General features: G+C 45.0%; 28 protein-coding genes. 21 read left to right on the top strand and 7 right to left on the bottom strand.

Annotation, left to right across the window (positions count from 1 at the left end; translation table 11 throughout):
- From MiSe_RS36715 to MiSe_RS36635, 18 genes are all read left to right on the top strand, one after another.
- Positions 1-204 (top strand): hypothetical protein (locus MiSe_RS36715; protein ID WP_226589713.1); only part of this gene is annotated, 204 nt, incomplete at its 5' end.
- Positions 205-266: 62 nt separating this feature from the next.
- Positions 267-938: a hypothetical protein gene (locus tag MiSe_RS36710; protein WP_226589710.1), complete on the top strand. Its 672-nt coding sequence runs from the start codon at positions 267-269 to the stop codon at positions 936-938.
- A complete protein-coding gene (locus MiSe_RS36705; protein WP_226589706.1) occupies positions 878-1,375 on the top strand; it encodes a hypothetical protein in 498 nt (165 codons plus the stop codon). The genes MiSe_RS36710 and MiSe_RS36705 overlap by 61 nt, the downstream gene beginning before the upstream one ends.
- A 514-nt stretch (positions 1,376-1,889) precedes the next feature.
- Entirely contained in the window at positions 1,890-2,936 is a 1,047-nt protein-coding gene (gene lpxD / locus MiSe_RS36700; protein ID WP_226589718.1) for a UDP-3-O-(3-hydroxymyristoyl)glucosamine N-acyltransferase, read from the top strand.
- 317 nt (positions 2,937-3,253) lie between these two features.
- On the top strand, positions 3,254-3,745 hold the full coding sequence (locus MiSe_RS36695; protein WP_226589702.1) for an Hsp20/alpha crystallin family protein: 492 nt from the start codon (positions 3,254-3,256) through the stop codon (positions 3,743-3,745).
- Between the two features lie 357 nt (positions 3,746-4,102).
- Positions 4,103-4,354, top strand: coding sequence for a hypothetical protein (locus tag MiSe_RS36690; RefSeq protein WP_226589699.1), 252 nt, complete (start codon positions 4,103-4,105; stop codon positions 4,352-4,354).
- 104 nt (positions 4,355-4,458) lie between these two features.
- Positions 4,459-5,337: a branched-chain amino acid ABC transporter permease gene (locus MiSe_RS36685; protein ID WP_226589696.1), complete on the top strand. Its 879-nt coding sequence runs from the start codon at positions 4,459-4,461 to the stop codon at positions 5,335-5,337.
- A gap of 50 nt (positions 5,338-5,387) precedes the next feature.
- Complete coding sequence (locus MiSe_RS36680) at positions 5,388-6,257, top strand: branched-chain amino acid ABC transporter permease (protein WP_226589693.1); 870 nt, start codon at positions 5,388-5,390, stop codon at positions 6,255-6,257.
- Between the two features lie 472 nt (positions 6,258-6,729).
- Positions 6,730-8,412 carry an ATP-binding cassette domain-containing protein gene (locus MiSe_RS36675; protein WP_226589689.1) on the top strand — a complete coding sequence of 561 codons (1,683 nt, stop codon included), beginning with the start codon at positions 6,730-6,732 and terminating at the stop codon, positions 8,410-8,412.
- A gap of 81 nt (positions 8,413-8,493) precedes the next feature.
- A complete protein-coding gene (locus MiSe_RS51460) occupies positions 8,494-8,628 on the top strand; it encodes a hypothetical protein (protein ID WP_264196779.1) in 135 nt (44 codons plus the stop codon).
- A gap of 4 nt (positions 8,629-8,632) precedes the next feature.
- The gene (locus MiSe_RS36670) at positions 8,633-9,544 is read left to right on the top strand and encodes a ThiF family adenylyltransferase (protein ID WP_226589686.1); all 912 of its coding nucleotides are present in this window, start codon (positions 8,633-8,635) and stop codon (positions 9,542-9,544) included.
- Positions 9,545-9,829: 285 nt separating this feature from the next.
- Positions 9,830-11,134: a YcaO-like family protein gene (locus MiSe_RS36665; RefSeq protein WP_226589684.1), complete on the top strand. Its 1,305-nt coding sequence runs from the start codon at positions 9,830-9,832 to the stop codon at positions 11,132-11,134.
- Between the two features lie 40 nt (positions 11,135-11,174).
- Positions 11,175-12,053: a SagB/ThcOx family dehydrogenase gene (locus MiSe_RS36660; RefSeq protein ID WP_226589681.1), complete on the top strand. Its 879-nt coding sequence runs from the start codon at positions 11,175-11,177 to the stop codon at positions 12,051-12,053.
- A gap of 37 nt (positions 12,054-12,090) precedes the next feature.
- Complete coding sequence (locus MiSe_RS36655; RefSeq protein WP_226589677.1) at positions 12,091-13,260, top strand: penicillin-binding protein activator; 1,170 nt, start codon at positions 12,091-12,093, stop codon at positions 13,258-13,260.
- A gap of 117 nt (positions 13,261-13,377) precedes the next feature.
- Entirely contained in the window at positions 13,378-14,934 is a 1,557-nt protein-coding gene (locus MiSe_RS36650; RefSeq protein ID WP_226589675.1) for a hypothetical protein, read from the top strand.
- Positions 14,935-14,949: 15 nt separating this feature from the next.
- The gene (locus MiSe_RS36645; RefSeq protein WP_226589673.1) at positions 14,950-16,422 is read left to right on the top strand and encodes a hypothetical protein; all 1,473 of its coding nucleotides are present in this window, start codon (positions 14,950-14,952) and stop codon (positions 16,420-16,422) included.
- Position 16,423: 1 nt separating this feature from the next.
- Positions 16,424-17,329: a HesA/MoeB/ThiF family protein gene (locus MiSe_RS36640; protein WP_226589670.1), complete on the top strand. Its 906-nt coding sequence runs from the start codon at positions 16,424-16,426 to the stop codon at positions 17,327-17,329.
- 132 nt (positions 17,330-17,461) lie between these two features.
- On the top strand, positions 17,462-18,223 hold the full coding sequence (locus MiSe_RS36635) for a hypothetical protein (protein WP_226589668.1): 762 nt from the start codon (positions 17,462-17,464) through the stop codon (positions 18,221-18,223).
- A gap of 97 nt (positions 18,224-18,320) precedes the next feature.
- On the opposite strand, the gene MiSe_RS36630 is transcribed toward MiSe_RS36635, so the two are convergent.
- Both MiSe_RS36630 and MiSe_RS36625 read right to left on the bottom strand, forming a co-directional pair.
- Positions 18,321-19,586 carry a hypothetical protein gene (locus MiSe_RS36630; RefSeq protein ID WP_226589665.1) on the bottom strand — a complete coding sequence of 422 codons (1,266 nt, stop codon included), beginning with the start codon at positions 19,584-19,586 and terminating at the stop codon, positions 18,321-18,323.
- A 379-nt stretch (positions 19,587-19,965) separates the two neighbouring features.
- Positions 19,966-20,109, bottom strand: a complete 144-nt coding sequence (locus MiSe_RS36625) for a hypothetical protein (RefSeq protein ID WP_226589663.1) — start codon at positions 20,107-20,109, stop codon at positions 19,966-19,968.
- A 52-nt stretch (positions 20,110-20,161) separates the two neighbouring features.
- On the opposite strand from MiSe_RS36625, the gene MiSe_RS36620 reads away from it, so the two are divergent.
- The gene (locus MiSe_RS36620) at positions 20,162-20,332 is read left to right on the top strand and encodes a hypothetical protein (RefSeq protein WP_226589661.1); all 171 of its coding nucleotides are present in this window, start codon (positions 20,162-20,164) and stop codon (positions 20,330-20,332) included.
- Between the two features lie 67 nt (positions 20,333-20,399).
- Here MiSe_RS36620 and MiSe_RS36615 read toward each other — a convergent pair whose 3' ends face one another.
- Both MiSe_RS36615 and MiSe_RS36610 read right to left on the bottom strand, forming a co-directional pair.
- Positions 20,400-21,503 (bottom strand): response regulator, encoded by a 1,104-nt coding sequence (locus MiSe_RS36615; RefSeq protein ID WP_226589659.1) that lies wholly within the window; start codon positions 21,501-21,503, stop codon positions 20,400-20,402.
- 9 nt (positions 21,504-21,512) lie between these two features.
- On the bottom strand, positions 21,513-22,250 hold the full coding sequence (locus tag MiSe_RS36610) for a hypothetical protein (RefSeq protein WP_226589657.1): 738 nt from the start codon (positions 22,248-22,250) through the stop codon (positions 21,513-21,515).
- A gap of 279 nt (positions 22,251-22,529) precedes the next feature.
- On the opposite strand from MiSe_RS36610, the gene MiSe_RS36600 reads away from it, so the two are divergent.
- Together MiSe_RS36600 and MiSe_RS36595 are read left to right on the top strand one after the other, a co-directional pair.
- Complete coding sequence (locus MiSe_RS36600) at positions 22,530-22,784, top strand: hypothetical protein (RefSeq protein ID WP_226589655.1); 255 nt, start codon at positions 22,530-22,532, stop codon at positions 22,782-22,784.
- Positions 22,785-22,845: 61 nt separating this feature from the next.
- Positions 22,846-23,046, top strand: coding sequence for a hypothetical protein (locus MiSe_RS36595; RefSeq protein ID WP_226589653.1), 201 nt, complete (start codon positions 22,846-22,848; stop codon positions 23,044-23,046).
- Between the two features lie 174 nt (positions 23,047-23,220).
- Here MiSe_RS36595 and MiSe_RS36590 read toward each other — a convergent pair whose 3' ends face one another.
- From MiSe_RS36590 to MiSe_RS36580, 3 genes are read right to left on the bottom strand one after another with little or no spacing between them, the layout of a single operon-like run.
- Positions 23,221-23,355, bottom strand: a complete 135-nt coding sequence (locus MiSe_RS36590; RefSeq protein ID WP_264196780.1) for a LuxR C-terminal-related transcriptional regulator — start codon at positions 23,353-23,355, stop codon at positions 23,221-23,223.
- Positions 23,356-23,505, bottom strand: a complete 150-nt coding sequence (locus MiSe_RS36585) for a hypothetical protein (protein WP_226589650.1) — start codon at positions 23,503-23,505, stop codon at positions 23,356-23,358.
- A 23-nt stretch (positions 23,506-23,528) separates the two neighbouring features.
- A complete protein-coding gene (locus MiSe_RS36580; RefSeq protein WP_226589648.1) occupies positions 23,529-23,753 on the bottom strand; it encodes a hypothetical protein in 225 nt (74 codons plus the stop codon).
- Positions 23,754-23,883: the final 130 nt, after the last annotated feature.

Raw genomic sequence — 23,883 nt, 5'->3', positions numbered from 1 at the left:
CTGACCAATATTTGGGTGGGGAAACTCCTCCAAGTAAGTCAACTCGTGGAAAGAGGAAGCCTAAAGAGCAATCTTTGGAATCCCCCGCTATATTCGGTACTCCGAATTAGCGGCGGGAGGATGTCAATCGGACTGCCCAAGACCGAGCGAGTCAAATTCAACAGGATGAGGAAAAAGTCTGGGAAGAAATTATTCGCCGGTTAAAGAATGACCGTCAGCGGGGTGAATTCGCTGGTGTCCACTTTGCCCCCAATTCTTCTAGCGATGTGCCTGATGATGAGAACATGGGGGTGCGGTTAGTGGTGCTAGAACCGCAGCATACCCACAGCACTAGGGCAAAAGATAGCGCCGCCCGCAAACGAGTTGAAGAAATTCTCTCTAATAAAGGTACGAGTCCTCGCTACTGCAAGAATCTATTAATATTCCTAGCGCCAGATCAGAGCAAAATCGAGGCGATAGTGCAGTTTGTTTGCCAATATTTGGCTTGGAATTCGATCGTGCAAGAAAAGGACGTTCTGAACTTAGATGTTTTCCAAAGCAATCAGGCAACAACCAAGCGCAAGCAAACCGATGAAACGGTTGATATGTTACTCAAGGAAGCGTATCAGTGGCTGTTAATTCCCACTCAACCCGACGACCAGGGTGCAATTGTGTGGGAAGAAACGCGCATTCCAGGTTCAGATTCACCTATTTTGCGAGCTTCGCGCCAGCTGGTTCATGAAGAACATTTGATTGTTAATTATGCTGCCAATCGCTTATGTTTAGAAATCCTCAATCTTTATATTTGGCCTCATGCCGATCGCGTAGATCTAAAAACTTTATGGAAATACTTGTTACCCCTACTTGTCTCGATTGAAAAACGAGCAAGTTTTATTAGATGCGATCGCACAGGGAGTGGGAACGCTTCTATGGAACGAAAACGCGCTATCTGGGATTGAAAGCAGGCGAACACATCGCACCCAGTTTAGGCAGTCAGAGTTTGTTGGTTAAACCTGCGATCGCACAACAGCAGCTAAATGCAGCCACTGCCACAAATAAAACATTACCATCGACAACGACGGTAGGTAATCAAAACAGTGAAACTGGTCAGCGCTTTTCCTCTGGGGAAAAAAGCGGTACATACCTAGTCACCCCCGTTCCACCGAAACGCTTCTATGGAACGGTGAAGTTAGATGCCTTGCGGATGCGCCGCGATGTTGGTCAAATCGCCGACGAAGTGATTCAACACCTGACCAGTTTAGTTGATGCCGATGTAGATATCACTTTAGAAATTCAAGTTCGCGTTCCTTCAGGAGTGCCAGATAACGTTATTCGCACGGTGTCTGAAAACTGTCGAGTTTTGCAGTTTGAAAATCAAGCATTTGAGTCAGAATGAATGGCTAATGGCTAATGGCTAATGGCTAATTGCTAATTGCTAATTGCTAATTGCTAATAAAAAATTTTGACTTACATTAGTCATTAGCTATTAGCTGCTATCCATGAGATAACTAGCAACTTGAGTTAATATCATGTCCGTTTGTATCGGCATCGCGCGGGGGGCGGGTTTATCAATACTATTCGCTATCGATCAAAGGCGTTTGGTAAAACCCGCCCCTACAACACCATTCACCATACGAGTTAGATACTACCGCACTCGGTATATAGCGGATTGTGACTTAATAGAATACAATTGATTTTTTGTAAATTAATAGCCCGTGCAGACGGGCTTAGTTTGTATAGCGGCACCCTTAAGGGTGCCGCTATACAAACTAAGGCCAAAAGGGCTGTATTCCAGCAAGTCCCAAACCGCTATAATCTATCCCCACTCCTCTTAAAATTCTAGAATGCCGACTTCTGGGTTAGATATTTGCATGAACAACTACCAAACACCCATCAATCGCAATTTGTCAATGAAATTTAATGAATTGGTACAAAAACTCGACGCTGCCAGCAATAGTCTGACATCTAACCCAGAATGCAACCCAGAGATTGGGGGAGTAGCGCCGATAAATGAAGCACCTGCTGGCACTCTCAGCTATATCGAAGGGGGAAAATTTGGGTCTTGGGTGGGGAAAACAAGCGCGAGTGCGTTGATTTTACCCCTGGATGAAGCTTTACAAGCACAAGCTACCGGACGAGGTATTGCTTGGATTGCTGGTGCCGATCCGAGATTGTTATTTGCTCGCGCGATCGCTCTCTTCTACAAACCCTACCACCCCAGTCCCGAAATTCACCCCACAGCTGTCATTCACCCGGAAGCGCAAGTGGGTAACAACGTTTATATCGGCGCGCACGTGGTGATTCAAGCAGGAGCAAAGATTGGCAACGAAGTCTGCATTCATCCGAATGTAGTGATTTATCCAGAGGTGGAGATTGGCGATCGCACCATCTTACATGCCAACTGTACCATCCACGAACGCACCCGCATCGGCGCCGATTGCGTAATTCACAGCGGTGCTGTTATCGGTGCAGAAGGCTTTGGTTTTGTACCGACGCGCCAAGGTTGGTTCAAAATGGAACAATCCGGCTGTACAGTCTTAGAAGATGGGGTAGAAGTCGGTTGCAACAGCACCATCGACCGTCCCGCTGTGGGAGAGACGCGGATCGGTCGCCAGACAAAATTGGATAATTTAGTACATATCGGACACGGTTGTCAGATAGGGTCAAATTGTGCATTTGCGGCGCAAGTTGGTTTAGCCGGTGGGGTGAAAGTCGGAAATAGAGTACTGATGGCGGGACAGGCGGGAATTGCCAATCAGGCGGAAGTGGGAGATGGAGCGATCGCTACCGCTAGAGCTGGTATACATAGCGACATCGAAGCGGGTGCGATCGTCGGTGGCTACCCAGCCGTTCCCCAAAAACTATTTCTCAAGATCTGTGCCACCTACAGCCGCATCCCAGAAATGTATCAAACTCTTAAACAAATCCAGCGGCGTTTGGATAGTGGTAATCGGTAGTTGCTAATGGCTAATTGCTAATTGCTAATTGCTAATTGGTAATTGCTAATTGGCTGTTGTTAGGCAGGCGGGGTGAGAAACCCCTCTTTAGCCATTAGCCATTAACCATTAGCCATTAACCATTAGCCATTAACCATTAGCCATTAGCAATTAGCCATTAGCCATTCGGGAAAATCCCACCGCATTTGTAGGGTTTACCTCACTAACCCAATTGCTGAAATACGGCACTATAAAGTCAAAGGCAGAAATGCCTTGCCTACTCAACAAAAAGATTTAAAACTTCAAAATCTGTCAATCGTTAGTGAGGTTATTGAGATATGGCACTCATTCGTTGGCAACCATTCCATGAAATGGAATCTCTGCGCCGTCAAATGGATCAATTGTTTGATGAATTTGCAGGAATGAGCCGCGAAACCAGGTCAACAGCTTGGGCGCCTGCAATCGAACTAAAAGACGAAAACGACCATCTCGTTTTGCGGGCAGAAATTCCCGGTGTAGAAGGGAAAGACCTGGATATCCAAGTAGCGCGAGAAGCTGTCTCTATTGCGGGCGAACATCGCTACGAAAAGAAAACGGAAGAAAAGGGTTTCTACCGCTCTGAATTGCGCTATGGCAATTTCCAACGCACAATTCCTCTACCCGTTCCAGTAGAAAACGACAAAGTTCAAGCCGAGTTTAAGAACGGTATCTTGACGCTAACGCTGCCTAAAGCAGAAGAAGTGCGGCGTAAGGTATTCAAGGTGAATCTAGGCAACGGTCAAGGGGCAATTCCGGCGTCAGAGTCCGCGACTGAAAATAGCCAAGGCTAACTATAATCACATCTTGCACCTGCCGTTTTAGCCCGCCCGGAAATCAATTTCCGGGCTAATAGCTCAACTCCTCTTAAGAGGACTGAAAGCTTTTGATCCTAAGTATTTAGTCCTCTGAGTGAGGACTTCCGCTATTAGCCAGGGACTTGAGTCCCTGGCGGATGTTGGGATTGGTGCAAGATGTGAGTATAAAGATTCGCAAATTAATCGAGCGAATTAGTCTTGTAACTTAATAACTTAATAGATTCAGATCCCCGACTTCTTCGACAAGTCGGGGATTTATTATCTCCTTGTGGGGCAGGAGTTTATGTCATGGTGGGGCAGGCGGGACGCCCACCCCACCAGAAATAATCACTCTTGTGGGATGGGCAGGAAACCCCGTCATTGTGGGGCAGGATTTTATGTCATGGTGGGGCAGGCGGGACGCCCACCCCACCAGAAATAATCACTCTTGTGGGATGGGCAGGAAACCCCGTCATTGTGGGGCAGGATTTTATGTCATGGTGGGGCAGGCGGGATGCCTACCCCACCAGAAATAATCACTCTTGTGGGATGGGCATCTTGCCCATCATGGTGGGGCAGGCAGGATGCCTACCCCACAAGAAATAATCACTCTTGTGGGATGGGCATCTTGCCCGTCCAGTGCTATTTTTGCCAGAGTTATACTGTCGTTCAACCCAACCTACAAGTATTGGAATTGAGGAATTTATTGGATGCAAATAATAGCAAACGGATTGATTGCAGGTTTAACTATTGTTGTACTAGCTTTAGCCTTTGTCGTAGTTTACTTGCCGACGCGGGTTTTTCATCTAGCCTTGGGAGGTGTATACGCAATTGTTCCTTTTATTGCCTGGAGTTGTTTGCCAGCGGGATGGCCTTGGTACTGGGCAATAATAGTAGCAATTATAACAGGTGTATTGATTTCTCTAGCTTGCGAATGGCTCAATCATGCACCCTTGGAATTAAAACAAGCATCCTGGGGCGCTCACTTGGTTTCATCTTTGGGAATTTATATTATTATTGTTCAAATTGTGGCGTTAATTTGGGGTCAGGAAAGCAAGTTTTTGCGGACTGGAATAGATCGAGTAACCACAATTGGTAATATCAGACTAACGCAGACGCAGATTGTAGGGGCGGTGGTGTGTGTGGGTGCGATAGCGATCTTTTATCTCTGGCTAAAATGGAGCAATCTGGGACTGCAATTTCGGGCAATGGCAGATAATCCCAAACAATTTGCCCTCCAAGGTTATAACATACTGCAACTGCGGCGAATAGCCTTTGGGATTTCGGGTTTTTTGGGAGCGATCGCATCTCTTTTAGTGGCTTATGATGTCGGCTTTGACCCTAACACGGGTTTAGTAGCAGTTCTGCTGGCTGTAGTAGCAGCACTAATCGGCGGGCGGCAATCTTTCTGGGGGCCTTTAATAGGTGGAATTTTACTAGGAATCATTCGTTCCCAAGCAGTTTGGCTACTTGACGCCCGCTGGCAAGATGCAATAACTTTTATGATTTTGGCAATATTTCTCTATTTACGCCCTAACGGAATCCTGGGTCAGAAAAGCAGATTAGAATCAGAAATCAGGAATCGGTAAAAGGAAATACAATTAGCAATTAGCAATTAGCAATTAGCAATTAGCAATCAATGAACTATTTACTTCACCTACTGATTTACCTAAGCATTTATCTAATTGTCTCGCTGAGCCTGAATTTAATCGTCGGTTACTGCGGATTGCTAACGCTAGCCCATGGGGGATATTTTGCTTTAGGCAGCTATGTTTACGCTCTCGCTACGCTCAAACTAGGGTGGGAATTTATGCCTGCAACAATCCTGATCGTAGCAATTGCCGCTGTATTGAGTTTGGCAGTTTCTTTACCAGCTTGGCGGTTTCGGGGCGACTTTTTTGTGATGATAACTCTGGCGGTTCAAGTATTCCTGTTTGGCCTGTTTTATAACTGGACTAATCTCACAGGTGGCGCTGAGGGATTGGCAGGAATTCCCAAACCAAAGTTGTTGGGTATTTCCTTCGATTCAATCGGTGCAATTGCGGTGCTATCCCTTGTTTTAGCGGCGGGTTGTGCCTTCGTTTCTTGGTTATTGCTGAATTCGCCTTGGGGGCGACTGCTGCAAGCGATGCGCGATGACGAATTGGCGACGCGCGCCCTGGGTAAAAACACGCGCTTGCTCAAAGTTCAGGTTTTTGCGATCGCTTGTTCTATGGTGGCAATTGCGGGTGCGATCTACGCCGCTTATGTGAGTTACATCGACCCCAGTGCGGCTAATTTAAACCACTCGATTTTGATGTTATGTATGGTAATTGTAGGCGGCGTTGGTAATTTTTGGGGACCTTTGGTGGGGGCGGCGGTGCTGGTGGCGATTCCAGAAGTGCTTCGCTTTATGTTCATACCAGATGCTTACGCTGCCAATATCCGCCTGTTACTCTACGGACTTCTGCTAGTGGTAATGATGCACTTCCGTCCCCAAGGTTTGGCAGGAAATTATCCCATTGATTAGCCAAGGGGGGCGGGTTTAGTACAATTGTCTGTGTGTGTCAAAGGTAATTGGTCAGGACTTACGCCAGCGCGTTCCTATCACCAAAGTTTCTGGCGGCGGACTCTAGTTTTAGCGCCACGATTTTTCAGAGAAAGCGGGTTTCTGGCGGCGGACTCTAGTTTTAGCGCCACGATTTTTCAGAGAAACTTTGGTGATTTGCGTAAGTCCTGTGGGTAAAACCCGCCCCTACTGGTTACAACGAAAGCCTAAATTAGCACTGCCTGTGGCGGAAAAATACAAGTTTTCTGAATGGCACTCCTATCTATAGGTGCTGGTTACGCCTTGTTTTGATGTTTGTTGTAACCGGGTTACAAGTCCCGGCATCGTCAATATACCTAAAGTTCCGCTTAAATAATGGGTTTGGCACATTCATAGATCGCGAAAATGGTTTTTGAAACCACCTAATAAAAGGAACTGCCACGATCTACCGGATATGACTACTTGTTCCCCAAATCTGCCAATTGCGATTCGCCCTCCAAACGTTCGCGCCAGCGTGCGGTCGGCATATCCGCTTTGCCCAATCGCACACGCCGCTAATTCTGAGGGAGGATTCAGGTTTCCTTGGAGGGAAGTGGCGCTCAAACCTGTTGAAAAACCGAAACCATCAACTCAAACTGATTCGGCGTCAATCTTATCGGGTCGGCAAGTATTGCTGCGCGTTCTTGACTTGCACAAGCAATTTGGGGGACAAACGGTTTTAAATCGAGTTTCTGTCGAACTGAGTGCGGGTGAAGTCGTGCTGCTGCGAGGCGCGAATGGTTCCGGTAAAACAACGCTGCTGAATATTCTGACAGGCAATTTAGCACCCGATGCGGGTGCGATTGAATTGCGTACTAATGGGGTGTCAGAGGTGTTTCGCTATCCCCGGCGGTGGTGGAATTTGAACTCGCGCTTGACGCCGGAAAGAGTAGCACTAGCTGGGATAGGCAGAACTTGGCAAGATATTCGACTCTTTTCCACCCAAAACTTACTCGATAATATTGCTTGCGCCGCGCCCAATCAATTAGGAGAAAACCCTGCTTGGGCGCTTTTGCGTCGTTCTGAGGCTCAAGAACAGGAAAAAAGAAACCTCGAAGCTTCCCAAGCCATGTTACTGGATTTTGGGTTAGCAGGTCGGGAAACTTCATCGGCGGATAAAGTTTCTTTAGGACAGTCTAAACGGGTAGCGATCGCCAGAGCAATTCAAGCAGGCGCGCGCATTTTATTTTTAGATGAACCCCTATCCGGTTTAGATGCTGCTGGAATTGCCGAAGTCATGGCTATGCTGAACTATTTAGCCAAACAACACAACGTCACTCTCGTCATCGTCGAACAGGTTCTTAACATTTCCCGCATTTTGGATTTAGCCACAACTGTATGGACGCTAGAAAACGGCAAAATCGCTGTTGAATCTCCTGGAAAAGTGCGAGCATCACTTCTAAAAAACTCTAGCATTAGTTTCCTGGATTGGATAAATATCCTCGCTGGCGATCCTGGTAAAATAATGCACCAACTTCTGACTGGCGGTGCTGTTTTATCCACAATTGTTAGTAAGGAAAACCCAAGTCATGTTGTGCTATCGGTTGAAGATTTAGTCGTTTACCGAGGCCACCGCCTCGCGATCGGAAAAACCGATGAAAACGGTGAATTGCGAGGGCTTTCTTTTAAATTGTACAAAGGTCAGATGAGTATTTTGCAGGCTCCCAATGGCTGGGGAAAGACTACATTGATCGAAGCGATCGCCGGATTAATCCCCATCCATCGAGGTAGCATCCGACTCAACGGTCAACCGATTGAAGCATTACCCCCTTGGGAACGAGTCAACCTGGGTCTTTCTCTACTACAATCTGGCGATAATACTTGTCTCAATCTGACAGTTCGCGAAGCACTAAATCTTGCCCGCGTTGATAAAGTACCTCACCACTTCACCAATTTACTTAGTAAAAAAGTCTCAAATTTAAGCGGCGGTGAAAGGCAGAATCTTGCTTTTTATTGTGCCATCGGCAAAGGCGAATCATTTTTAATGGACGAACCGTTTTCTGCTTTGGACGATCAAAGCGTTCATCGCTGCCTTCAGCAAATTAATAACTTTAAAACAAATTTATGTTTAATTGCTATTCCTCAAACTAATTTTTAAATTTTATCCAGTGAAAAATGGTATGATAAATACCAGAGCATCTACTGAAGTTATCAATAAAACAAAAAGGAGTAGCAAAACATGGAAATCCGTCTAAAACTGCATCAACCCAAACGATTGAAAGCGAACGATTCCCTGAGAATTCTGCTACAACAAGGCAGACTTCTCGCAGCAGCAGAAACCTCCAGTGCTTGCAGTAAAGCCACCCAACGTTAAATCAATGAAAGAAAAAATAGACCAGGGTAAATATATTGGCTTAAGACCGGATGTAGAAATCAAGGAAGCTAAAGCCTTTTTGTCAGGCAAAGAAATTGGTGAAATTGAACTAGATTCGGAATCACAGCCAGTATTGTTAGCATTACTACCTCTGTTAGATGGAACTCGAACAGTGGCAGGGATAGTTACAGAACTTCAGTCTAAAGAAATTGCTGAAGCCGCTGTAATATCTTGCTTAAATTTTTTGTTGGAATCGGGGTTCATCTACCAATTTTCCCGCAGTCAAGATATTTATATTGCGGCGAATTATGCTTGGCGATCGCCAAACCCAGAAGAAATTTTAGATAAACTTGCCCAGGCTCAAGTTTTGTTACAGGGACAGCAGAATTTTTGTCAGTTAATAGCTGACGGATTAACCGGAGCGGGAGTGGGAACGAAAGTTATTCCAACTAGCGAGGAGTGGGAAACTTTTGCCAGTTTTGCCGATTTAATTATTTTGTTCGGAGAAAGTTGGGAAAAAGTCTTAGCGGTTAATTCCTGGTGCGTAAAAAACAACAAACCTTTAATAGTGGGATGGTGGAAAAATTTCACCGTTTCTTTTGGCCCTATTTTAGTTCCCGGCGTAACGGCTTGCCAAGCTTGCATATACGAAAGACAAGGAAATATAGCTTATCCCGATATTTCAAATACTTGCCAAGCAGGTAGCTATCCGATGGTTGTATCGGCGGCTAATTTACTAGCAGGAATTTGCTTAGAATTTTTGAGCGGTGCGGGGCTTTCGCGGGCGTTAACATCGATTCATGAAATCGATATTCGTACTGTGACTTTTGCTGATTATCCTGCTTTGAAAAATCCCCGTTGTCGGGTATGCAGTCGGTTAAAAACTTATCCGGAGGGAGCGGTAATTGATGCTTAATTTGGTCAGCATAGAAATAAATTTCTGGTTGTAGGGACACGGCATTTTACAATTATTCTACGCCCTGTGCCTACAAAACCCGAACCGAGAAACCGGGTTTCTTGCTTTGATCTCTGGTTCCCAGTCCAAGATAATTCCTTGAAACCGGGTTTCTTGCTTTGATCTCTGGTTCCCAGTCGAAGATTTTTCATAGAAACCGGGTTTCTTGCTTTGATCTCTGGTTCCCAGTCCAAGATTTTTCATAGAAACCGGGTTTCTGCTTAGAGTTTCTCGTTTGAGATAATTATGAAACCTAAATCGTTAAGTGCTTGGGTGGGAAAAGGTAGTCCGATTCGCGAGTTGGTGAAATTGCAGCGGCGTCCTACAGATTTTCGGTTTCACGTGTGGGGGACGCGGATCAACCAAGATTTAGAAGCGAGACTCCCGGAAACAGCGGATCGGTTTGTGGGATGCGGGATATCGGAAGATAATGAGAATGCGATCGCATCTGCTTGTGGCGAAGCTTTAGAACGTTACGTTTTCGCGCTCACGGAAGATTTGCTAGCAGAATTACCCGTGCAAAATCCGGATAATTCTATATCCGCAGACTCGCTCTTTAACCTTCCCTTCTTACTCCCAAAAACAATCTCCAGAAAAGCTTGGTGCGAACAAGCAATTAACTCCCCCCGCCGCATCTTACCCGCCTGGAAACTAGATAGTAATTCTCCAAATTACCAATTACCAATTACCAATTACCAATTACCCGTTGAATTCCTCACCCAAAATCAAAGCATCAATCTATTTCAAACTACCAACGGCATGGCTTGCGGTACTAGCTTACAAGATGCCATAGATCGAGGTTTAAGGGAAGTCATAGAACGAGATGCTCTCATGCTTGTATGGTTATACAAAAATGGGGGTACTTTTATTAATCCTGCCAACATCCTGCCAGACAATTATTTAGAACAAGTGCAGCGGATGCAAAATCGCGGGATTAAAACAATTATCCGCGATATTTCTCCCGAGTTTGGCTATAAAGTTATTTTAGGGATTATCGGTCATTTTCCCGCAGAAGGGTCGCCGATTTTCGCCTTTGGTGCTGGGGCGGCATTAGATATTAATGACGCTGCGAGACATGCTTTTCGGGAAGCTTGTTTAGGGTGGAAAGGCGTTTCTTGGCGAGTTGGTTTAAGCGGTTTGCGGCCAGATTTTTCCGAAATAAAGGAGGCAATTCCTGGCAGTTTTGCCCAACATTCGGAACTTTATTTTGACCCGGAAATGGTATCCCAGGTATCGTTTTTGTTCGAGAATAAACCTGCCCCTTTAGCCGAGGCGGATCCTCTAGTATATCGTTCCCAGGTTGAACCTGGGAACGAGTTGAGCGGCAATTACCAATTACCAAACGATATTTTTGTTCTCGATCTGACTACAGCCGATGTGAGAGAAATGGGAGCATATGTTGTTAAAGTAATTGTACCTGGTTTAGTACCGTTTTACTTTGCCGATCTGGGGACGGATGAATTAGCAGCAACTCGCTTACCCACAAGGATAGGAGGAATAAATATAGATAGGGACGCCACCATCAATACCATGCCCCATCCTTGGCCTTAAACCATAACCAATTAGCAATTAGCAATTAGCAATTAGCATTATGCAAACCGATGAAACTTTCCTGCGGATGTTGGCAGCAACTCCTGAAGTTCAACAGCCAAAACTCTACGAAATTTATCATGAAAATACGAAGATGCATCCGCTGTTGGAAGCGAGAGTTGTCCATGCAGATACTAATCCCAATGCTGCATTAAATCGACAGACTAATATGGTAGCGATCGCAGAAATTGAATCCACCGTCGCCACCGGGGGCAAAAAATATCGCTCCGCCACTCGCCATCAGCTTCCCCATTCCCTCGATACCATCGGGGATGTCACCCTGAAAGACGTACTCGAACGGCGCGAGTCGATGCGCGAATTTCAACCCGAACCAGTAACATTAGAACAACTTGCCGTTTTGTGCGAGTTAACCTACGGTTGGAACCCCAAACGGGATGTGGAATTGGACGGGGGAGAGATTTCCTTCCGCTATGCGCCTTCTGCGGGTCGTCTTTATCCCTTGGAATTGTATTTAGTTATACCAACGCCCAACCATGAAAATGACGATGAGTGCGATATTTGGCATTATGAGCCGAATTCCCACGCAATCGAGGGCATACATCAAGTTAAGGCGGCAGAAATTCGCGCCGCATTTGTCCATTTCCCTCAGCGCTTACCTGTTGTAGCATTATTGACAGGAGTCATTCCGCGGCTAACGTGGAAATATGGCGATCGAGCATACCGTTATGCTCACTTAGAAGCAGGTCATGTGGGGCAAAATTTAGTTTTAGCAGCTACCGCTTTGAATTTGGGTGCTTGTCCTATCGTCAGTTTTTACGATGATGCTATCCATGACTTGTTAGACGTTGATGGTGTTTCCGAAATTGTTTTATACAGCTTTTTTATCGGACATCCAGACACTAGCAACGCGCAGGATTAAACAGTCTAATTACCGGGGTGTAGAAGCAAAACTAAAGATGTATAATTATAAGCCTTATGGAAGAACGAGGCCGAATAAACTATGGGTGATTTCCATAGCGATCGCCACCCTTATTAGTACGTTCGGTTTACGTTATTTATTTGGACGGCAGCAAAAAACAGCCGCCAATAATTTTTGCGTCGGGGTGATTTTACCGCTTACTGGCAACTCGGCTTATATCGGTCAATCGGTTAAAAATGGTATGGATATTGCCAGCGCAGATTATGCAAAGCAAGACGCTTCTAAACAGCTTCACCTCCAACTTGAGTATTCAGACACGGGTGGCGATGCTGCTAAAGTCGTGACGGCATATCAGTCTTTAGTCAACATCAAAAATTGCCCATCTATTATTGCCGTTCAGGAAGGTGTAAAAGCACTAATTCCCTTAGCCGAACAAGACAAGCGCGTGTTGTTAGCAACTTCTGTCCCCGATAACGGGATAACAGGTAAAAATCCCTGGGTGTTCCGCTTTTTTGTCAGCGCCGAAAGCGATGCGTCAACAATGGCAGACTATGCTTTTAGCAAGCTCAACCTTCGCAAAGGCGCGATTCTTTACGTTAACAATAGTACGGGAATTAGTTATAGGGACAGCTTCACTCAAAAATTTAGCAAACTAGGAGGAAATATAATCGAAGCACAAGCGTTCAATCCCGATGATGTAGACTTCCGGACGCAAGCTTTGAAAATCAAACAAGCTGCACCCGATGCAGTTTATATCGTCGGTTATGGTAAAAGTATCGCCAACATTCCGATTCAGCTGCGCGAAGCGGGGGTAACGGCGACATTTTTGTCAATGGGTACGATTAGCCAGCCAGAAATTTTACAAGCGGCGGGGGAAGCTGCCAACGGCCTCTACTATACCACCGCTGAATTCGCCACCGATTTAAACGCTGGTACTCCCGAATTAAAGCAATTTGTAGACAGCTACAAAAGCCGCTTTGGCACGAATCCGGTGTTTTTTGAGTTTTTTGGCTATGATTCGCTTAAATTGCTTTTACTGGCGGCTAAGCGAGGCGGAACGGAACCGGAAAAATTGCGAGAGGGAATGTCTGCGATCGCTAACATTCCCCTAGCAGTCGGAAATGTTTCCGTGGGGAAAGATGGTAACGTCCAGTTTCCCATAGTTGTGCGGAAAATTGTCGATGGAAAATGGACACCAGCACCTTGAAGAAGACGCGGGGACTAGGAGACGCAAAGACGCGGAGAAACTCGATGTATAAAGCTAGGGGATTCAAATCAGGAGTATCTTGGTAGCTGAGCAATAAATGACCAAGGAGGAAAGCAAATGGAAGATCCGATCAAACTTTTATCAATAGTGCGAGACTTCGAGTTTAATTTTACCGGAGCGGATGAAACCCGTTTGAAAAATATATTGGAACAAGCTTTGAGAAAGTGGGAGGAGATAGACTTTGTTTCTTTCGCCACGGCATTTGAGGTGCAGGGAAGGATGATGGTTAATATTTTGAACCGTTTAGTTGCGCCTGGATATCATATTATAGACTCTCAATTAGATGGAAATAACCGCCAATTACTGGAAAAAAAATTTAAGCAATTTATGGAATTAGTCCGGTATCCGGATATGGGAAAAGGTTTTTGGCCTTGGGATATTCGACGGATAGAAACACCAGGTGAAGTAGGCTGCTTTCCACCCAAAATTATCTACCTCAAAAGGCCAGAAAATTTAGGATACCCGAGCCAAAAAGATAGGCAAGAAGCTTTGAAATTTGGTGGAGATGTCTGGATAGAGTTTAACGTTACACCAGGTGAGACAACTAATATTGATATAAATAATTTTATCAGCGAATTTTCGCTAATAAACGACCAAAAATTATTAATACAAGCAAGCTGGAAGTGGTTTGCTGTTTATCCTTGTCTTTTGGCAGAAGAAATTCGTCAACTTCGAGGTAGAAATAAAAAATCTAGCATTTTAGTATATTTACTTGGGACGCGGAAAGAGTTTGCCAAAAGACCGCAAAACGATTACGGTCTAATTGTGGGATTGACTGCTGAAGTTTTACAACATCAAAAGTTAGCTGAAGTTGTAGACGCGATTACTTTTGCCTGGAATATGCTGGCAGTCTCGCCTCACATTTTAGACGATGGACTCAAAATTGCTCAACTAGAAGCCGGTCGCCATACCGTCCACACTGTTAGAACTTATATTACCGTACAAGCTTTGCCTATTATTAAATTTTTAGTAGAAAAACATATAGAATCCGATGACGCGAAAGAATTAATTATCGATTTAACGAATCAAATTGCTACCCTTCCTGCAATGATGAGTTTCGTAAGTCGTCGTCCGCTCGAACATATTGATAATTCTACAGATGGTTTGCGATCGGTAGATTTTTCGGAATATAACTTGATTGAGTCAATTTCAGACTTTTTTATCGAAGAACTTGAAGAGAAGCGAGGATTTATTACCGAAGTATATCAAGAAAATCACCAAGAATTAAATCATAAATTAGGCAAGGATCAAAACAAATGGGTCAACGAACTTTACTTAATGTCTGCTCTCAGCGAAGTAGTATCAAATATCGAAAAAAATAGCATGAGTGGCAGCAAAGTCAAGATTTTATTAACGAGTATTGAAAATAGCGAAGGCGCAGAATTATTCCGAATCAAAATCACCAATTATCTGCATCCGCAAAAGGCATCCACTTATGAATACGACCGCCAAAAAAGCCCAATTCACGGTCTTAAATCTTTGGAAGCTTTCTTTGAAGCACTTGGGGGACATGCCACAGGTGAATTAGCTCCGGATGGCTATACCTATTCAACGATAATGGATTATAACCTGACCCTATGGGAAAAAGGGATTAACTTTCTCATGCACCAATAAAATCGGTTAATTAAAATGGTTACCAGCAGAACTAAAGCGTTAAAACAACAACTACTTCCCCAATTAATCCCCATAGAAACTCCAGGGGAAATTGGCTTTCGAGTGCTTGTACTTGATGACCAAATGTTCGCGAACGAACTTTATCCATCCTTACTGATACTGAAGGATGAAGGGTGGGGGAAATATAAACGAACAATTAGTATAAATCCTGAAGTTAATTTAGAATGTATTTATAATAGCGAACTCGATTTGGAGGTGATGATATGCCGCTCGTTAGAGTATGCCAAAAATTACATGATCGATATGCATTTTGATATTTGTTTAGTCGATATTGACTTTAAACGAGATCCAGAGTATCCTCACGGAAACCATCCCAGGTTAGGAGGATTGTTGTTTGCGATCGCACTCGTCAACAAAACAAAAACCTGCACCTCTATTTTCACCGCATTAGGCGAAGAACTACGGGAATATCCAGATTATAGTTATCTCAGGCAACTCGCAGAAAAGCAAGTCTTGGGAAACTTGTATTTTGAGGAAATAGAACAAGACCAAAAACAACTAGAAGCTATCTTAAAAAAAGCTTTCTACAATTATCTATTCCCCGAAAAAGTCCACGCCGATAGCTGGTGTAAAAAAGTTCTGCCAATCTTAAAACCAACCGCAAGTTCCGCTTCAGCTTGCGCTCAACATTTATTCAGCGGCGACGAACCAGGATTTCTCGAATTACAAGAACCCCGCGACGGAATGAGCAATCGAATTTCCCACGAACTCATCCGCACCTTAGTACCAAAAGATTATCGAAAAGAAGTCGCAGGTCTTTTACTCAAAACCGCCTGCGGTCACGCAATGGTAAGATATTTATTTTGCAGGTTAGCTCACGGTATTAACACCGAAAAAGCATTGCGCGGCGATCTGGAACCTAAAAAGCAAAAGCAATTCGATCGATGTTTTGAAGATGCTTGCCAGCATTTTAACATCGCCGATACTCACAGATTTAGGAAAAAAATCATAGAAGGTGGGAAAAAGTATTACAGAGTTAACTTATCTGAAATTTTTTCCGATTCCGCAACACCCAGCAGCGAGAAAAATATTTTCCTTTACGGACTTTGGGAAAATCCTGACGCAGCTTGGAAAAACCTGAAAACCGAAATTGCCAGTCTAGTCGTCCAAAAAGGAACCGATGCACCCATCCAAATTGAATCTTGGGAAATCGACCAACAAGGCGAACCCGTTAATGGCGATGGGTGGGGTCGAGTTATTAAAATATGGGCGAATAGAAAAGGCGATGATTATAGAGATCAACCCAACCAAGGAGGAACGATAGAGCAAATTAAACTGTTGCGAAAAGTCGCCGCAAAATTGGAGGTAGTGGGAGAAGAAGGCACGTTCAATTTAAGTGAAGGTCGATGGATAAAAGAAGATAAATCTGATTCAAACCTTGTTTGTCTTCGCATCACAGCGATACACATACCCGAAACGGAGAATTAATATGATTGAATACATGGAGGCGATGGAAAGGCAATTTGGCATGTGGGGTTGCAAAGGTCAAGAAAAACTCCGAAATGCCAAAGTAGCTGTGGGAGGGATTGGAGGAATTGGTGCGATTTCAGCCTTGATGCTCGCTAAGTCTGGAATCGGTTATATTAGGATATGCGATCGCGATGCCTATGGCGTCGAAAATATCGTCGAACAAGCATTCGCCACCTACGACACCGCCGGCGTAGCAAAAGTCACCGCCGCGAGTCGAGAAATGAAACGCCACAACCAATTTGCCGAAATTAATGGTTTTACTGGAGATCTTAGCGACGAAGCAGTTGCTATGGATTTGGTAGAAGGAATTGATGTCCTCGTCGCCGGCGTCGATAACGCTGCTGCGAGACTAATGTTGGGAAAAGTTTGTGCTAAAAAAAATATCCCGATGGTCGTTGCTGCTAACATTGGTTGGAGCATTCTGCATACAGTTTACTTCCCCGGAGAATATCACTACGGTACTATTTGGCGGGATGTGGAAGGTTTAACTTGGAACGATGGTTTTCCGGATATAAATCACCCCGCTACCCGCGAAGCAATGCAAAAAGAATGGAATATTTGGGTAGCAGCTTTATCGAGTTACGAACCAGATTTTCTGCAAAAATTTTTGGTAGAAAATCCTTCTTACTATTGGTATTCATCCCCGCCAGCGTACTTTGGCGCATCAATGGGAGTTTTAGATGCGCTGAAAATTTTAGTGGGAAAAGGAGAAGTGTATGCGTTTCCAAACATCTTTTATTTCGACATGAAATTAGGTAAGTTAATGTCTTGGTCAGACATGGCGCAACGGCGTGCAGCTATCCGCGAAGTATGGGATAAAGGAATTGATGAAGTAATTCGGGTGGCTAAAAATTGGTCGTTATAACTATCATGGAAAAATAGCTAATTGCTAATTGCTAATTGCTCCAGGAAATATTTTCCAGATCTACCAGCTATTAGCTATTAGCTATTAGCCAATTGAGATAAAATGGGTAAGATCAACTCAACCAGATACAATATGACCTCGGAAATTGAAATTTACTACTACCTCAAACGAGTAGATGCGGATTTACAAGATGAATTAAAACCCAAGTTAAAAGTTTATATCAATTTAGATAGTCGTTCTAATTTGCACGTCACCCTATCTTCAAATCCAAAAATAGGGATAATTCACGCCAGTCAACGGCATACCCCAGAATTCATAAATAAAGTAAGTAATATCAATTTTAATTTAATAATTTTTATAAGTCAAGGGGCAGGAAGGCCAACAGAAGCAACCAAAAAATATCAGGAACAATTTCCTAACGTAATCATTTGGGATTGCGGGACAGAATATCTAATTGACCATTTCGCAGAACTGGAAAAATACTTAACGGAAAATCAGAATAATTGGAGAATAGAAGGTTGGACAGTAACAGAATTTCGCCAACTTTCGGCTTTAACAATTCTGTGTCAAGGCTATTTGGCAATTTACGAGGGATGGTCAGAATTGTCAGAAACTATTGTGGATGAAATTAGAAAAGATATGAACCGGAAAAAAAAGCGAGTCAGCGAGGCAAGCTGGTGGTTGGATGGTTTGGCGCTTTGGGATGAAGAAAATCAAAAAATTAATCGGGAAAAATGGGAAAAATTTGAGCGGGATATCGCTCAAGAATGGGAGAATCTATCCAACGAACAAATTCCAGATGCTTTGATGCAATTGCTGAACGCTATAAAGGAAACGCCAACAAAACTAAAACAACCCCAGCTTGTAGCTGAGGCTTATCAGTCAGTTTTGTAAGGGCGCTGCTAATAGCTAATGGCTGGCTAATGGTAGATTGGGAAAATATTCCCATTAGCAATTAGCAATTAGCGATTAGCAATTTTAGCAACTTGGGTTAATTACTAGCAGATACTTTGGGTTTAAAAGTACCGTTGCGGAATTGCCAAGCAAGTTCTAAAAGCTGGAACCACTGCCGTTGCAACTGTTTGATAGTCCATTGCAGATCTTGGGCGATCGCAGAGTCGGTCTTGCGATCGCGTTTGAACTGCAACAGTTGCTGCTGCTGCGGTTGCAGTTGCTGGCAAAATGCTTGCCACTGCTTTTCGTTCAGCCCCAAATTATCTTCCAAATCCGCCCCCAACCATTGATGTACCAGTTGCCATTGATGCGCCTTGGCAAATTTTTCTACGTGGTACTTGAAACGCTGTTGCAGATAGTCCCGCTGCCGCGCTTCTAGCCCTAAAATATCGTCAATTTCTGGTGCTGAAAAATCTTGCAGTTTTAAGATTAAATAATCTACGCAGTCCGATTGACCGTTAGATTCTAAATATTCCACCAACTCCTCAATCACACGATCGCGTAAAAAACTCTCCGCCGGATCGATCGCCTCTGATACCATCGAAGCGCGCACCTGTTGCATCGCTTGACAGCGGTTGGGTTCCCCATCGTCGCGGGGAGGTTCCGCAGCCAATTCCATATCCAGGGTTGTTTCCGCAGGTTGGCGACGGGAAAACCCTTGAGCGCGCAGCACGAGCAACTGCTGCCCGCCACCCCGCTTCAGCGTGATGCGGCGGCGAGCATATTGCTCGGTAAATGCCATATACTCGGCTAATTCGAGTGTGGTGCGGGGCGTGTAATTGTCAGCTAGTTGGTGTTCGCGCCGGAAGACGGTGAGGGACTCGATGTAAAAGCTTTGCAGAAAGTCCTCTAACAGGTGATAGCGGACAGGGAAACTCACCTGAGACCGCATTGGTGTAATGTAGCGGTAAGCGATCGCGCCCAAGGTGCTGTGCAATTCGATCCTGGCCTGTTTTGACCCCAAATAATAGTACTTCAGGCACTTAGCAATCCGATGCCGCGCCAAGCTTAGCTGCCAACACCGGACACAACCAGACCTTTGGATGCGCGCGCTAGAGCGACAAATTCTGACTACCTCACCAGCAATTCGCATCGCCACCATCTGTAACGATGCCGGATGCACCGTCTCTACCCTGGTTCCCAATTGGGTGCGATCCTTGAGTTCCCTCGCAATATAGTCAGCCAGCGTCTCGACATTCATTTCCAACCCTAGATCCCCCTCTGGGAAATGGTTGTTGGGTGCAGCCGAGTCAGTCGCAACATAAGCAGTCTCAAAAGAAAAGTTAGAGAGTTTACCGTTCATAGTTTCACAGCAGGGGTAATGCACCGCAGCAAAATGCGGCTACAGGGAAATGATTTCGTCGAAAACAGCGAGCATCAAAAGCCAAGGCATAATTGCTCTTGTGAATTGAACTTGGCAGTCGAGCTAATGTAAACCCCAAGCCGGAAAAACCTGCTTTTACCAAATCGGTTATTTGATTAATTGCGATCGGGGGACGCACCGAATTTGATATTGCTCAAGCCAAGCGTGCCAATCTCTTCGAGACGGCAACTTGGAACGAGCGATCGCGGTTCCTTCAGAGTTTAGCCTTTTAGGCTTAATATCATGGGAGTGAAGCCGCTCGCCTGCTCCAACTCCTGTTCCAACAGCACCCTCTGTATTACAAGCGTTTCAAAAATTACTAATAAATTCCCAACCCCAGCAAAAACCTTGCACCCAAGCTGTTTTCCACCCCATTCGCCTCTCCTGGAACTTGAAACTGAGTTACGAAAGTTACTGCACCTCTATTAGCCCAAATCCCTTGCGCTGGCTCTATTACAGCCAAATTTATACCTAGAGGGAGAGTAACTCGTAGCTAAAACTACGTCTGTAACCCGATGACTGATGGCACCCGTAGCAGGGGAGATGGGGAGATGGAGAGATGGGGAGATGGAGAGATGGGGAGATGGAGAGATGGGGAGATGGGGAGATGGGGAGATGGAGAGATGGGGAGATGGGGAGATGGGGAGATGGGGAGATGGGGAGATGGAGAGCAGACGGTAATATAGATTCAAATTCCCCTGGGCCCCTCTGCACACCTACTCGCCTGCTCCCCTGCTGGAACCGGAGACGATATTATGCGCGTTTCTTTTGCAGTTTCCCAGCTTCTATCGCGTAGAGGACAATACCCATATCAAACGTTGGACGGTAGCAACCCTGCTCTGAAGAAAATAGTTGACCGGGGGTTCCGACATTGAGTTTAACCAGTTGTTGACTCAGGCGGTGAATCGCGACTTTTAAGCGGGAACTGGTTTGGGATCGCCCCTCAATCTGGACGCCTAATTTTAAGACTTTTCTGCCTTGTGAATCACATCCAAAGACAAAATCCTCTACAACCCGGCGATCCAACTCCGTACTGGTATCCACTCCCGTACCAGATTTGCGCGCCGAATAGTGATAATCTTTTTCACAAATCTCCACTTCAGCTCCCTGCTCAGCGCGTTGCGCTAAAAACTCCAAAATTTGGAATGATTGCGAATCAGGCTTAATACTGGAAGTGCGGTCAAGTTTTTTAGAACCTGGCATTTCAATAAACACGGCTTTTTCTGTGGGTTGAAGTTTCCCCAAAAACCGCGGCACCGTCCTATCCAGTTCATATTCAGAAGTTCCTGTCTCCTTCAGGCACTGACGCAGGCGCTTGTACTTGGAACCATTTAGCACCTCTGGGTTCACCCCCAGTCCAATTAACAGCCGGGGTTTAACGATCTCAATTTTTATAGCAGATAGCGGTCTGGTAATTAACTCCACCAGCCAACCGTACTCCCCATCTGGATCTTGATCGATAGCTTGTTTGTGGATAATATCGATCACGCCGCGTTGTCGCCTTAATTTAGCCGTTTCCTTGCTGAAGAGTTGGCTGTCTCCTTGACTCCGCAGTTGAGGCGCAGAGGTCACCATAATAATTTGCACATCTGACCGATGATTCGCAATTTCTCGCACGACGCCAGACCCCTGCCATCGCTGGAGTTCCCCGGTTTTTCCCTCCACCGGAACCGGCGGCACAAACAAAATTTCATCTAACAGAGCAAACTTAACCCTGGGATCGGTTTTGGCAATTTCAATCGCTTCTTTAGCTAATTGAGTCGCGCGACATTTAAACCCAGCTTGCCTTAACCGACGTTCGTGCAGCGCCAGCCACTTTTCATCATCATCCAGTATTAAAATACTCAGCTCACCCATATAGTCGCCTCAAGAAAACGCTCCCAGTCCTTCTCCTGCCTTCATTACCAAGTCGCGCCATTTCGTAAAAACTTCGCGAAGCAACACAATTTGGGTGTCATCGTAGTTATCTGGCTGACCCATCTGCTCGAGTAATATTTGAAAATGCTGTTGGATTTGAGCGCTATAACCTCCCACTTCGACAACGGCGTGACAAGCAACAGGGGTATCAGCGCGTAGCTGTTCGATAATTGTTGCCAGGGACCGTAACGCTTTGGCATCCACTGCACCATTTTCCTGCTTTTTTGCCAATTTTCTCAAACAAGGGATGACCCGACGCTGAAACCATTGATTGGCTGCCTTTAGTTCTTTTTGTAGCATTTTTAAATTTTCTGGTTCCATAGGAACTAATTCCGCGACTTTTTCTAACAGCTCGGGTAGTTTCCAGGGGTAGGAGCAAGCATCGTGGGAACCTTGTCCCCAAAGCAGAATTGGGTGTTTTGCTCCTAAAGCATCAAACGACTCTGATGCCAGAACTAAAACTGCACCGTCAAAACCATGCAGGCGCAGTTCTGCCAGTCTGCTAATCTGTTCGGAGGACAGCACTAGCACCGACTGTTTGGGGAATTTGACTTTTGCCTTGCCTATAGGCTGTTGCAGCCGCATTCTTTCTATCCCCAGCAAAGTCGCTACAACCGTCGCTGCTGAGTTGGCGACTGGGGAGGAAGATTCATCGATCAAAACCAGAACTACTCGTGGTAGCTTCATTCGCCAGATCCGCTCGTTATCAGAACTAAATCCTAGCGCCCAAGCGCTGCAACACATCCAGGTAAGCGCTGGCAAACATGGCAGCTTGAGTGCGATCGCGCAAATGCCATTGACTCAGTATGCTGGTGATATGGTTTTTCACCGTCCTTTCACAAATTTACAGCGCTGCGGCAATTTCGCGGTTACTCGCTCCTGATACTATTAGAGCCAAGACTTCCCCTTCTGGGGGTAAGGAAGTCGGCTGAGGTGGAGTCGAGGTAGGTGGGGGCGATCGTGTGGATGGTGCAACTGGCAATTCTGTTTTTAGTAATTTTTCCCACAACTAAAATACCAAAAATATTAGTCTCAATAATGGCTATATTAATTGTGTTGTTGGTGCCTGGAATTCAAACGGCTATTCTGGCTGTTTTAGCCCCTCACAATTATCAAACATTTGAATATTGGCATTCAGATAATGCTCAGATATTTTCGACCATTCCTCTCCTTATTTTTGGATTTTTATGTCGATATTTTTCAGATAAAATCATGAATTAACGCCTAAATATTAAGCGAGATATCGACGTTATACAGCCGAAATGTAGGTGAAAAAATTTGGTTGAATGACTTGAAAATCTCTAAATATGAAGGCTTTGTTCTTCTTGTTGAATGGATTGATACCCAAAATCGCGTGTTAGCAATCGATCGATTCGAGGTGGTGTGTAATAAAGCAAAATTCCTAAAAGCAGAGGCAGCAGAAAAACTAGAAAATCCGGAAATATCAAAAATGGGAATGAAAGAGATGCTACACAGAACGTAATCGCAGAATGAACAATGATGAAAAAAGCAATAATCCGAAAAATAAGAACTGTAACTTTTTGGTAATTAGTCATAAGATTAAAATCAACAAAGTTCGCTTGAATCAACTATCTTAGCCAGACTCTAAACGACGGCGAACATCAGCATAACAATTACGAAAGGCTCAATTTTCCTCTTATTGGCGTAACAAAGGTAGGTAAGCACTGGCAAACATGGCAGCTTGAGTGCGATCGCGCAAATGCAATTGACTCAGTATGCTGGTGATATGGTTTTTCACCGTCCTTTCAGAAATGCAGAGCGCTGCGGCAATCTAGTGGTTACTCGCTCCTGATACGATTAGAGCCAAGACTTCCCGTTCTCTGGCGGTCAATCCTGCCAGTTCTGGCGGTAAGCGAGTTGGCTGTTGCGGTGTCGAGGCAGGCTCTGGGGCGATCGCTTTTTGCAACAATCCTGGCTCCATTTGGGTATTTGAATCGCTCAATCTCAGCGACGAGCAAAAAGCAAGAATAGAACAAGTGCGTCGTAACTCCAGAGAACAAATGGATGCCATCCTGACTCCAGAGCAGCGTCAGCAGATGCAGCAACGTCATCAATCTCGCCCAGCAGGGACTCAATCTTCCCAGTAGAACCGTATCGAGAGGCGATCGCTCCCTCGATCGATTTTGTCTCGGCGCTGACATCGCTAGGCGGACAAGATGTCCACCCCACAAGATTTACCTTCAACCGCAAGAAGGCTCCCGCCATAACGGTACGACCTTTGGCGGTGAGATGAATTGCGGACAGGATCTATGGTAGAATGTTTTACGTCAGATATAGCGACGTAGCGATGTTGGTATTC

This window comes from Microseira wollei NIES-4236 (assembly GCF_020521235.1).
GTDB classification, from domain to species: Bacteria; Cyanobacteriota; Cyanobacteriia; order Cyanobacteriales; family Aerosakkonemataceae; genus Microseira; species Microseira wollei.
The sequence above is the reverse complement of the archived record's forward strand: the minus strand, read 5'-3'. Positions and strand labels throughout refer to the sequence as shown.

Coding starts and splice junctions, on each gene's coding strand:
- MiSe_RS51460 (WP_264196779.1), top strand. CDS start 8,494: ATGGAAATCCGTCTAAAACTGCATCAACCCAAACGATTGAAAGCGAAC.
- MiSe_RS36585 (WP_226589650.1), bottom strand. CDS start 23,505: ATGGAGCCAGGATTGTTGCAAAAAGCGATCGCCCCAGAGCCTGCCTCG.
- MiSe_RS36640 (WP_226589670.1), top strand. CDS start 16,424: ATGATTGAATACATGGAGGCGATGGAAAGGCAATTTGGCATGTGGGGT.
- MiSe_RS36620 (WP_226589661.1), top strand. CDS start 20,162: ATGACTGATGGCACCCGTAGCAGGGGAGATGGGGAGATGGAGAGATGG.
- MiSe_RS36675 (WP_226589689.1), top strand. CDS start 6,730: ATGACTACTTGTTCCCCAAATCTGCCAATTGCGATTCGCCCTCCAAAC.
- lpxD (WP_226589718.1), top strand. CDS start 1,890: ATGAAATTTAATGAATTGGTACAAAAACTCGACGCTGCCAGCAATAGT.
- MiSe_RS36665 (WP_226589684.1), top strand. CDS start 9,830: ATGAAACCTAAATCGTTAAGTGCTTGGGTGGGAAAAGGTAGTCCGATT.
- MiSe_RS36685 (WP_226589696.1), top strand. CDS start 4,459: ATGCAAATAATAGCAAACGGATTGATTGCAGGTTTAACTATTGTTGTA.
- MiSe_RS36635 (WP_226589668.1), top strand. CDS start 17,462: ATGACCTCGGAAATTGAAATTTACTACTACCTCAAACGAGTAGATGCG.
- MiSe_RS36705 (WP_226589706.1), top strand. CDS start 878: ATGCGATCGCACAGGGAGTGGGAACGCTTCTATGGAACGAAAACGCGC.
- MiSe_RS36600 (WP_226589655.1), top strand. CDS start 22,530: ATGGTGCAACTGGCAATTCTGTTTTTAGTAATTTTTCCCACAACTAAA.
- MiSe_RS36650 (WP_226589675.1), top strand. CDS start 13,378: ATGGAAGATCCGATCAAACTTTTATCAATAGTGCGAGACTTCGAGTTT.
- MiSe_RS36645 (WP_226589673.1), top strand. CDS start 14,950: ATGGTTACCAGCAGAACTAAAGCGTTAAAACAACAACTACTTCCCCAA.
- MiSe_RS36655 (WP_226589677.1), top strand. CDS start 12,091: ATGTATAATTATAAGCCTTATGGAAGAACGAGGCCGAATAAACTATGG.
- MiSe_RS36610 (WP_226589657.1), bottom strand. CDS start 22,250: ATGAAGCTACCACGAGTAGTTCTGGTTTTGATCGATGAATCTTCCTCC.
- MiSe_RS36680 (WP_226589693.1), top strand. CDS start 5,388: ATGAACTATTTACTTCACCTACTGATTTACCTAAGCATTTATCTAATT.
- MiSe_RS36615 (WP_226589659.1), bottom strand. CDS start 21,503: ATGGGTGAGCTGAGTATTTTAATACTGGATGATGATGAAAAGTGGCTG.
- MiSe_RS36670 (WP_226589686.1), top strand. CDS start 8,633: ATGAAAGAAAAAATAGACCAGGGTAAATATATTGGCTTAAGACCGGAT.
- MiSe_RS36695 (WP_226589702.1), top strand. CDS start 3,254: ATGGCACTCATTCGTTGGCAACCATTCCATGAAATGGAATCTCTGCGC.
- MiSe_RS36660 (WP_226589681.1), top strand. CDS start 11,175: ATGCAAACCGATGAAACTTTCCTGCGGATGTTGGCAGCAACTCCTGAA.
- MiSe_RS36630 (WP_226589665.1), bottom strand. CDS start 19,586: ATGAACGGTAAACTCTCTAACTTTTCTTTTGAGACTGCTTATGTTGCG.